At 46.9% G+C, this 6,179-nt stretch carries 8 protein-coding genes; all 8 read right to left on the reverse strand.

The genetic code is table 11. From position 1 onward, the window contains the following. Positions 1-34 precede the first annotated feature (34 nt). Positions 35-421 carry a cell division protein ZapA gene (locus tag MSA64_RS04015; RefSeq protein WP_022173175.1) on the reverse strand — a complete coding sequence of 129 codons (387 nt, stop codon included), beginning with the start codon at positions 419-421 and terminating at the stop codon, positions 35-37. A gap of 205 nt (positions 422-626) precedes the next feature. Continuing rightward, positions 627-1,613 (reverse strand): Holliday junction branch migration DNA helicase RuvB, encoded by a 987-nt coding sequence (gene ruvB, locus MSA64_RS04020; protein ID WP_022173174.1) that lies wholly within the window; start codon positions 1,611-1,613, stop codon positions 627-629. Between the two features lie 211 nt (positions 1,614-1,824). Next, positions 1,825-2,436 (reverse strand): Holliday junction branch migration protein RuvA, encoded by a 612-nt coding sequence (gene ruvA / locus MSA64_RS04025; protein ID WP_022173173.1) that lies wholly within the window; start codon positions 2,434-2,436, stop codon positions 1,825-1,827. Positions 2,437-2,700: 264 nt separating this feature from the next. Beyond that, positions 2,701-3,489 (reverse strand): RnfABCDGE type electron transport complex subunit B, encoded by a 789-nt coding sequence (locus MSA64_RS04030; RefSeq protein WP_154432279.1) that lies wholly within the window; start codon positions 3,487-3,489, stop codon positions 2,701-2,703. Positions 3,490-3,501: 12 nt separating this feature from the next. Then, positions 3,502-4,077, reverse strand: coding sequence for an electron transport complex subunit RsxA (gene rsxA / locus MSA64_RS04035; protein ID WP_022173171.1), 576 nt, complete (start codon positions 4,075-4,077; stop codon positions 3,502-3,504). Next, on the reverse strand, positions 4,074-4,769 hold the full coding sequence (gene rsxE, locus MSA64_RS04040; RefSeq protein ID WP_022173170.1) for an electron transport complex subunit RsxE: 696 nt from the start codon (positions 4,767-4,769) through the stop codon (positions 4,074-4,076). The genes rsxA and rsxE overlap by 4 nt, the downstream gene beginning before the upstream one ends. After that, entirely contained in the window at positions 4,769-5,386 is a 618-nt protein-coding gene (locus MSA64_RS04045; RefSeq protein WP_154432278.1) for an RnfABCDGE type electron transport complex subunit G, read from the reverse strand. Before MSA64_RS04045 ends, rsxE begins: the two co-directional genes overlap by 1 nt. Further along, positions 5,376-6,179: RnfABCDGE type electron transport complex subunit D (locus MSA64_RS04050; RefSeq protein WP_287890662.1), on the reverse strand; the 804-nt coding region annotated here is incomplete at its 5' end. The genes MSA64_RS04045 and MSA64_RS04050, both read right to left, overlap by 11 nt.

The following is a 6,179-nucleotide window of genomic DNA, read 5'->3' on the forward strand; positions in this document are numbered from 1 at the left end:
AAGGCTATCGCAGATACTGCGACAGTCTTCTTTTCTATTTCAGCAGATTCTCCATATCCTGTTCCAGCTTCTTCACCTGCTGTTCCAGTTCTTCTTTTTCCTTCTTCAGATTCTCAACCTCGATCTGGGCTTCGATCAGATCGTGTTTCAGATCGTACATTTCCTTATCTTTCAGCTGGGAATCTTCTTCAAAAACTTCCGCCTGATGTTTTGCCTTGAAGTAATCATCTGCAATGTTCAGGCTGAGCAGTGTGTTTTTTGTTTCCACCGGCTGTCGGTTATATCCCGGCAGTTCGGAAAGCTGAGCAAGTTTATGATTCATATAAGAAGCCACACTCTGCAGATATTCTTCGCTCTCATATCCACTTAATGTGATGATCTTTCCTCCGATTAATACCTTAATTGTATTTTTTGCTGGCATTACGGCATTTCCTCCATTTTATGTATGCTCTGCATAAACAAACTACGTTTTTGCAGACAGTAATACCTCGTACTTTTACAGTTATTTTCTGTGATTTCTCCGAAGGTTACTGTTAGTAATTCATACCCCGCTTTACACATTATCAATATGTTCCGCCAGTATGACTCTCTTCTATTATAAACAAAATCCTCCAAAAAACAACCCCTTAGATTCCCAAATGATGATATGCCAACTCAGTTGCCACACGTCCTCTTGGTGTGCGATTTAAAAATCCGTACTGGATCAGGTACGGTTCATACACATCTTCGATGGTTCCCGCATCTTCTCCGATAGCTGCTGCCAAAGTATCCAGTCCTACCGGACCCCCGTTAAATTTGTGAATGATCATCTCCAGAATCTTCCGGTCTGTCTGATCCAGACCATACCGATCCACTTCCAAAAGTTCCAGTGCAAAATCAGCCACTTCTTTCGTGATCTTTCCATCATATTTTACCTGAGCAAAGTCTCTCACGCGCTTTAACAGACGGTTTGCCAGACGGGGAGTTCCTCTCGAACGTTTTGCCATCTCTCTGGCTCCATCCGCATCGATCTCCACTCCAAGCACTTTCGCAGAATGCTGAATAATCGTCTGCAGTTCTTCCTCCGTATAGAACTCCAGATGGTGGATCACACCAAAACGGTCTCTTAACGGCGCCGTCAGAAGTCCTGCCCTTGTGGTTGCTCCCACCAGAGTAAAATGTGGCAGATCAAGACGAATTGAACGGGCAGTGGCACCTTTCCCGATCATGATATCAATGGCATAGTCTTCCATCGCCGGATAAAGAACCTCTTCCACCTGACGATTCAGACGGTGAATCTCATCCACAAAAAGGACATCCCCCTCCTGCAAATTATTTAAGATAGCTGCCATCTCTCCCGGTTTTTCGATAGCCGGACCGGAAGTCACTTTCATGTGAACTCCCATTTCATTGGCAATAATCCCCGCCAGTGTGGTTTTTCCAAGCCCGGGTGGTCCGTAAAACAATACATGATCCAGTGCATCGTTTCGCTGTTTTGCAGCTTCTATATATATTTTCAGATTTTTCTTTGCTTTTTCCTGACCAATATAATCATCCAGACACTGGGGCCGAAGGCTTCCCTCGATACGGATGTCTTCTTCCATCATGTCGGTTGTGATAACACGTCTTTCCATACTTTATTTTTCTCCATATACATATCTCTACTCACTATAGCTTACTTGTTCTTCGCCGTTCGCCAAGAGCGAGCAAGCTCCCTCTGGCTCTCTTGCGCTCATTATATCATGATTCGCACCTGCGGTGCTTGACGCTGCTTTCGCAGCTATCATGATCGCCATTCGCCGTTCGCCAAGAGCGAGCAAGCTCCCTCTGGCTCTCTTGCGCTCATTATATCATCTTCTTCAGTGCGGCTTTTAGTAGGGTTTCTACATCCATCGTCTCCGCACCTTCCACTTTCTTCACTGCGCGGAGTGCATCCGTGTTCGGGTAGCCAAGTGCTACCAGTGCCTGTACTGCTTCCTGAAGCTGGTTGTCTCCTTCCGTCTCAGGTATTCCTGCTGCTGACTGATTTGCCAGTTTCTGTTCAAAAGCATCTTCCAGATCCAGTTTATCTTTCAGTTCTAGGATCAGTTTCTGTGCAGTCTTTTTACCGATACCGGGTGCCTTGGCAATTGCCGCCGCATCATCTGCCAGAACCGCGAACCGCAGATCATCCGCCGACAGTGCTGAGAGGATCCCCAGTCCTGCCTTCGGTCCGATACCGTTGACACCTAACAGTAATTTAAACACTCTCAGATCGTCTCTTGTCGCAAAGCCGTATAACTGCATGGCATCTTCTTTTACATTCAGATATGTATATATTTTTACTTCCTGACCAATGGGAATCGCGCCAGAAAAAACGGAACCGGGTACGAAGATTCGATAGCCGATTCCGTGATTATCTACAATAATACACTGGTCGTCCGCTTCCTCCAGTATGCCTTTCACGTATCCTATCATAATAAACTCCTTTTTTCGGGAACTGCCCCAAACAACAGTTCCCTTAGTCTACGTTCTATCATACCACAAGGTGGCCGACCTTTCAAATTATAATTTACGGATACCTACGGATTGTTCCGCAGCGTTGCTGCTCTCACAATCCCCTAACCATTCGAAATCCGCTGATTTACTTCGTAAATCGCTACTTTCTCATGTTTGGCGGGTTCCAAGGCAAAAAGCTTTCTCGTGCAAGCACGAAAAGCTTTTCACTTTGGAACCCTGGTATCAGATGATACAATGTCTCGGACAATTCTCTTTGCAAAGTCCGCAATTGGTACACTTATCGTAATCGATATGTGCCACATTATCTGTCACCGTAATAGCCTGTACCGGACAGTTCTTTTCACATTTTTTACAGCCGATACAGCCTTTGTCACAGGCATTCATAGTAGCCTTACCTTTATCCTGAGAGCTGCAGCTTACTTTTACTGTCTGCTCGTAAGGAACCAGCTCGATCAGATGATGCGGACAGACAGCCACACACTGACCGCAGGCTTTACATTTTTCTTTATCTACATGGGCGATGCCGTTGATGACACGGATCGCGTCAAAATTACACGCCTTTACACAGGTACCGTAGCCGAGACATCCATGATGACATTTTTTCTCACCGCCGCCCGGGATAAATGCCATAACCGAACAATCTTCCACACCATCATATACATAATTATTTCTGGAGCTCTCACAGTCACCCGCACATTTTACAAAGGCTGTCATGCGGCGTCCTTCTTTTATCTCTTCTCCCATGATAGCTGCAATGGTTTTTGCCACTTCGTTGCCGCCTACCGGACAGCCATTTACCGGTGCTTTTCCGGCTGCGATTGCAGCTGCCAGTCCGTCGCATCCCGGATATCCACAGCCACCGCAGTTATTGCCCGGAAGCTGTTCTCTGACGGCGATCTCTTTTTCATTAACTTCCACTGCAAACTTCTTTCCGGCTACCCCAAGGAGCAGTCCGATCACCAGTCCTGTGCCGCCTACCAAAGCCGCAGCAATAAGTATTCCTGTAATCATAAAACTCCCTCCTTAAATCATTCCGGAAAATCCGAAGAACGCAATGGACATCAAACCTGCGGTCAGAAGTACGATCGGCATTCCCCGGAAAGGTTTCGGTATATCGTTATATTCGATTTTCTCACGAAGTCCTGCCATCAGCACGATGGAGATGGTAAATCCGACTGCGGTAGCAAAACCATTGACCGTGCCTTCCAGGATTCCGTAATTATTCTGTACATTTAACAGTGCCACACCAAGTACTGCACAGTTGGTGGTGATCAGAGGAAGATACACACCCAGACTCTTGTACAGTGCTGGCATCGTCTTTTTCAGGAACATCTCAACCAACTGTACAAGAGCAGCGATCACCAGAATAAATACGATGGTCTGCATATATTCCATTCCTGTAGTCACCAGCACAAATTTATAAATCAGACTGGTACAGAATGAAGAAATCGTCAGCACGAAGATTACAGCCGCACCCATACCTGCTGCCGTATCCATTTTCTTAGATACACCGAGGAAGGGACACAGGCCAAGGAACTGGCTCAGGACTACGTTATTCACCAATGCCGAACCGACGGCAATCATTAACAATTCTCTCATGACTGGGTTCCTCCTTTCTCAGCGTTCTTCTTACTTGCACACATATGATTGGTGCAGCCCGCACAGAGGCTCTCGTCGCATGCTTTCGGAGCTGCGGCAGGATCTTTTTTCATCTTCACACGGTTCTGAAGTGCCACCAGCATCGCAAGGACAAAGAAAGCTCCCGGTGCCAGAATAAAGATGGTAGCTCCACCGTTGAAAACAGTCATACCAAAGATCTTACCGGAACCGATCAGCTCACGGACGATACCGATGCTGGTAAGTCCAACGGTAAATCCAAGTCCCATGCCGATTCCGTCAAACAGAGAACTAACTGGCCCATTCTTGGATGCATAAGCCTCTGCACGTCCCAGGATGATACAGTTAACTACGATCAGCGGAATATAGATTCCCAGAGAATCGTAAAGGCTCGGAATAAATCCCTGTAATAAGAACTGTACGATGGTTACAAAGGATGCAACGACTACGATATAAGCCGGCATACGCACACTGTCCGGAATCATTTTCCGGAGCATCGAGATCATCAGGTTGGACAGGGCAAGAATCACCATTGTCGTCATACCCATACCAAAACCATTTTTTGCAGATGTGGTAACTGCCAGTGTAGGACACATACCAAGCATCAGCACAAAGGTGGGATTCTCCTTGATGATACCATTATACAAACGTTCCAGAGGTGAATTTGCTTTCATCACTGATCTCCCCCTTCCATCACACGAAATGCACAAAGACCGGCATTGACACCGTTAGTCATGGCATTGGTCGTAACTGTGGCACCACTGATGGCATTGATCTCGTCATCCTGTGTTGCCCCGTTTTTTGTATACTGTAGTTTTTCTACCTGTTTTCCGACGAACTGATCTTTGAAAGCAGGAGTATCTGCATTCATACCAAGCCCTGCAGTCTCACCGATGGACAGGATCGATATTCCGTTCAGGGTACCGTCATTTTGTACCCCCATGGAAAACCGGATATCTCCACCATATCCTTCCGAAGTTACAACGGCAAAGGCATAGCCAAGTGTTTCTCCGCTCTGGTCTTCCGCACGCATAACTTCTTCTATGGACTGTGCCTTATAACCTTCCTGATCCAGCTGATCGCGGATCGTCTTTGTCAATGTATCGTCCATCTCTACTGCCTCAAAAGCTGCTGCATCCGTAAATACCTGTTCATAAGCCTCTGCTTTTGCCTGCGCTTCCTGTTTTGCAATCGGATCTTTTGTGATCTCATATACACCGCCAAGGGCCACACCTGCCACCAGAGTGATCAGTGTAAGGGCAAGGGCATCTTTGATAATCTTATTTTTCATGCTTCACCCCTCCTTTTCCAAATGCCGTCGGTACGGTCAGACGTTCGATAACCGGAATCAGCAGGTTGCCAAAGATGATCGCATAGGACACGCCCTCTGCGGAGGCTCCAAAGATACGGAACAGTCCGGTCAGACATCCCAGGATCACGCCGTATACCAGCTGTCCCCGTTTGGTAATCGGCGTCGTCACATAATCAGTAGCCATGAACCATGCTCCAAGCATCAGTCCACCGCCCAGAAGCTGTTCTAACAGATAATAGCCGTCTGCTCCATGTCCACCGAACAAAATTACGAAAATAGCAAAACTTCCGATATATGTACACGGGATTCTCCAGTCAATAACTTTGAGGATCAATAAGAATGCTGCTCCGATCAGGATCGCCAGTGCAGAAGTCTCACCGATGGTTCCCTGTGTATTGCCAAGAAACAGGCTTAACAGATCTACTTTTTCTCCTGCTTTTACTGCAGCCAGCGGTGTGGCACCGGATACCGTATCTACCAGTTTTACCAGACCGCCATCTGCGCTGAAATTAGTCATCTGTCCGGTAAAGGATAACAGCAGGAAACATCTTGCCGCCAGCGCCGGGTTCATGATATTCTGTCCCAAACCACCAAACAGCTGTTTTACGATCAGAATAGCAAAAATGCCACCAATCACCGGGATCCACCAGGGAGCGGATGCCGGAAGGTTCAGACCCAGTAACAATCCTGTGATCACAGCACTTCCATCCCAGATCGTCAACGGTTTATGCATCAGCGTTTCATAGATTCCCTCTGTCGCCACACAGGTTGC

The organism is Oliverpabstia sp. (genome assembly GCF_022785585.1).
Classification (GTDB): domain Bacteria; phylum Bacillota; class Clostridia; order Lachnospirales; family Lachnospiraceae; genus Oliverpabstia; species Oliverpabstia intestinalis.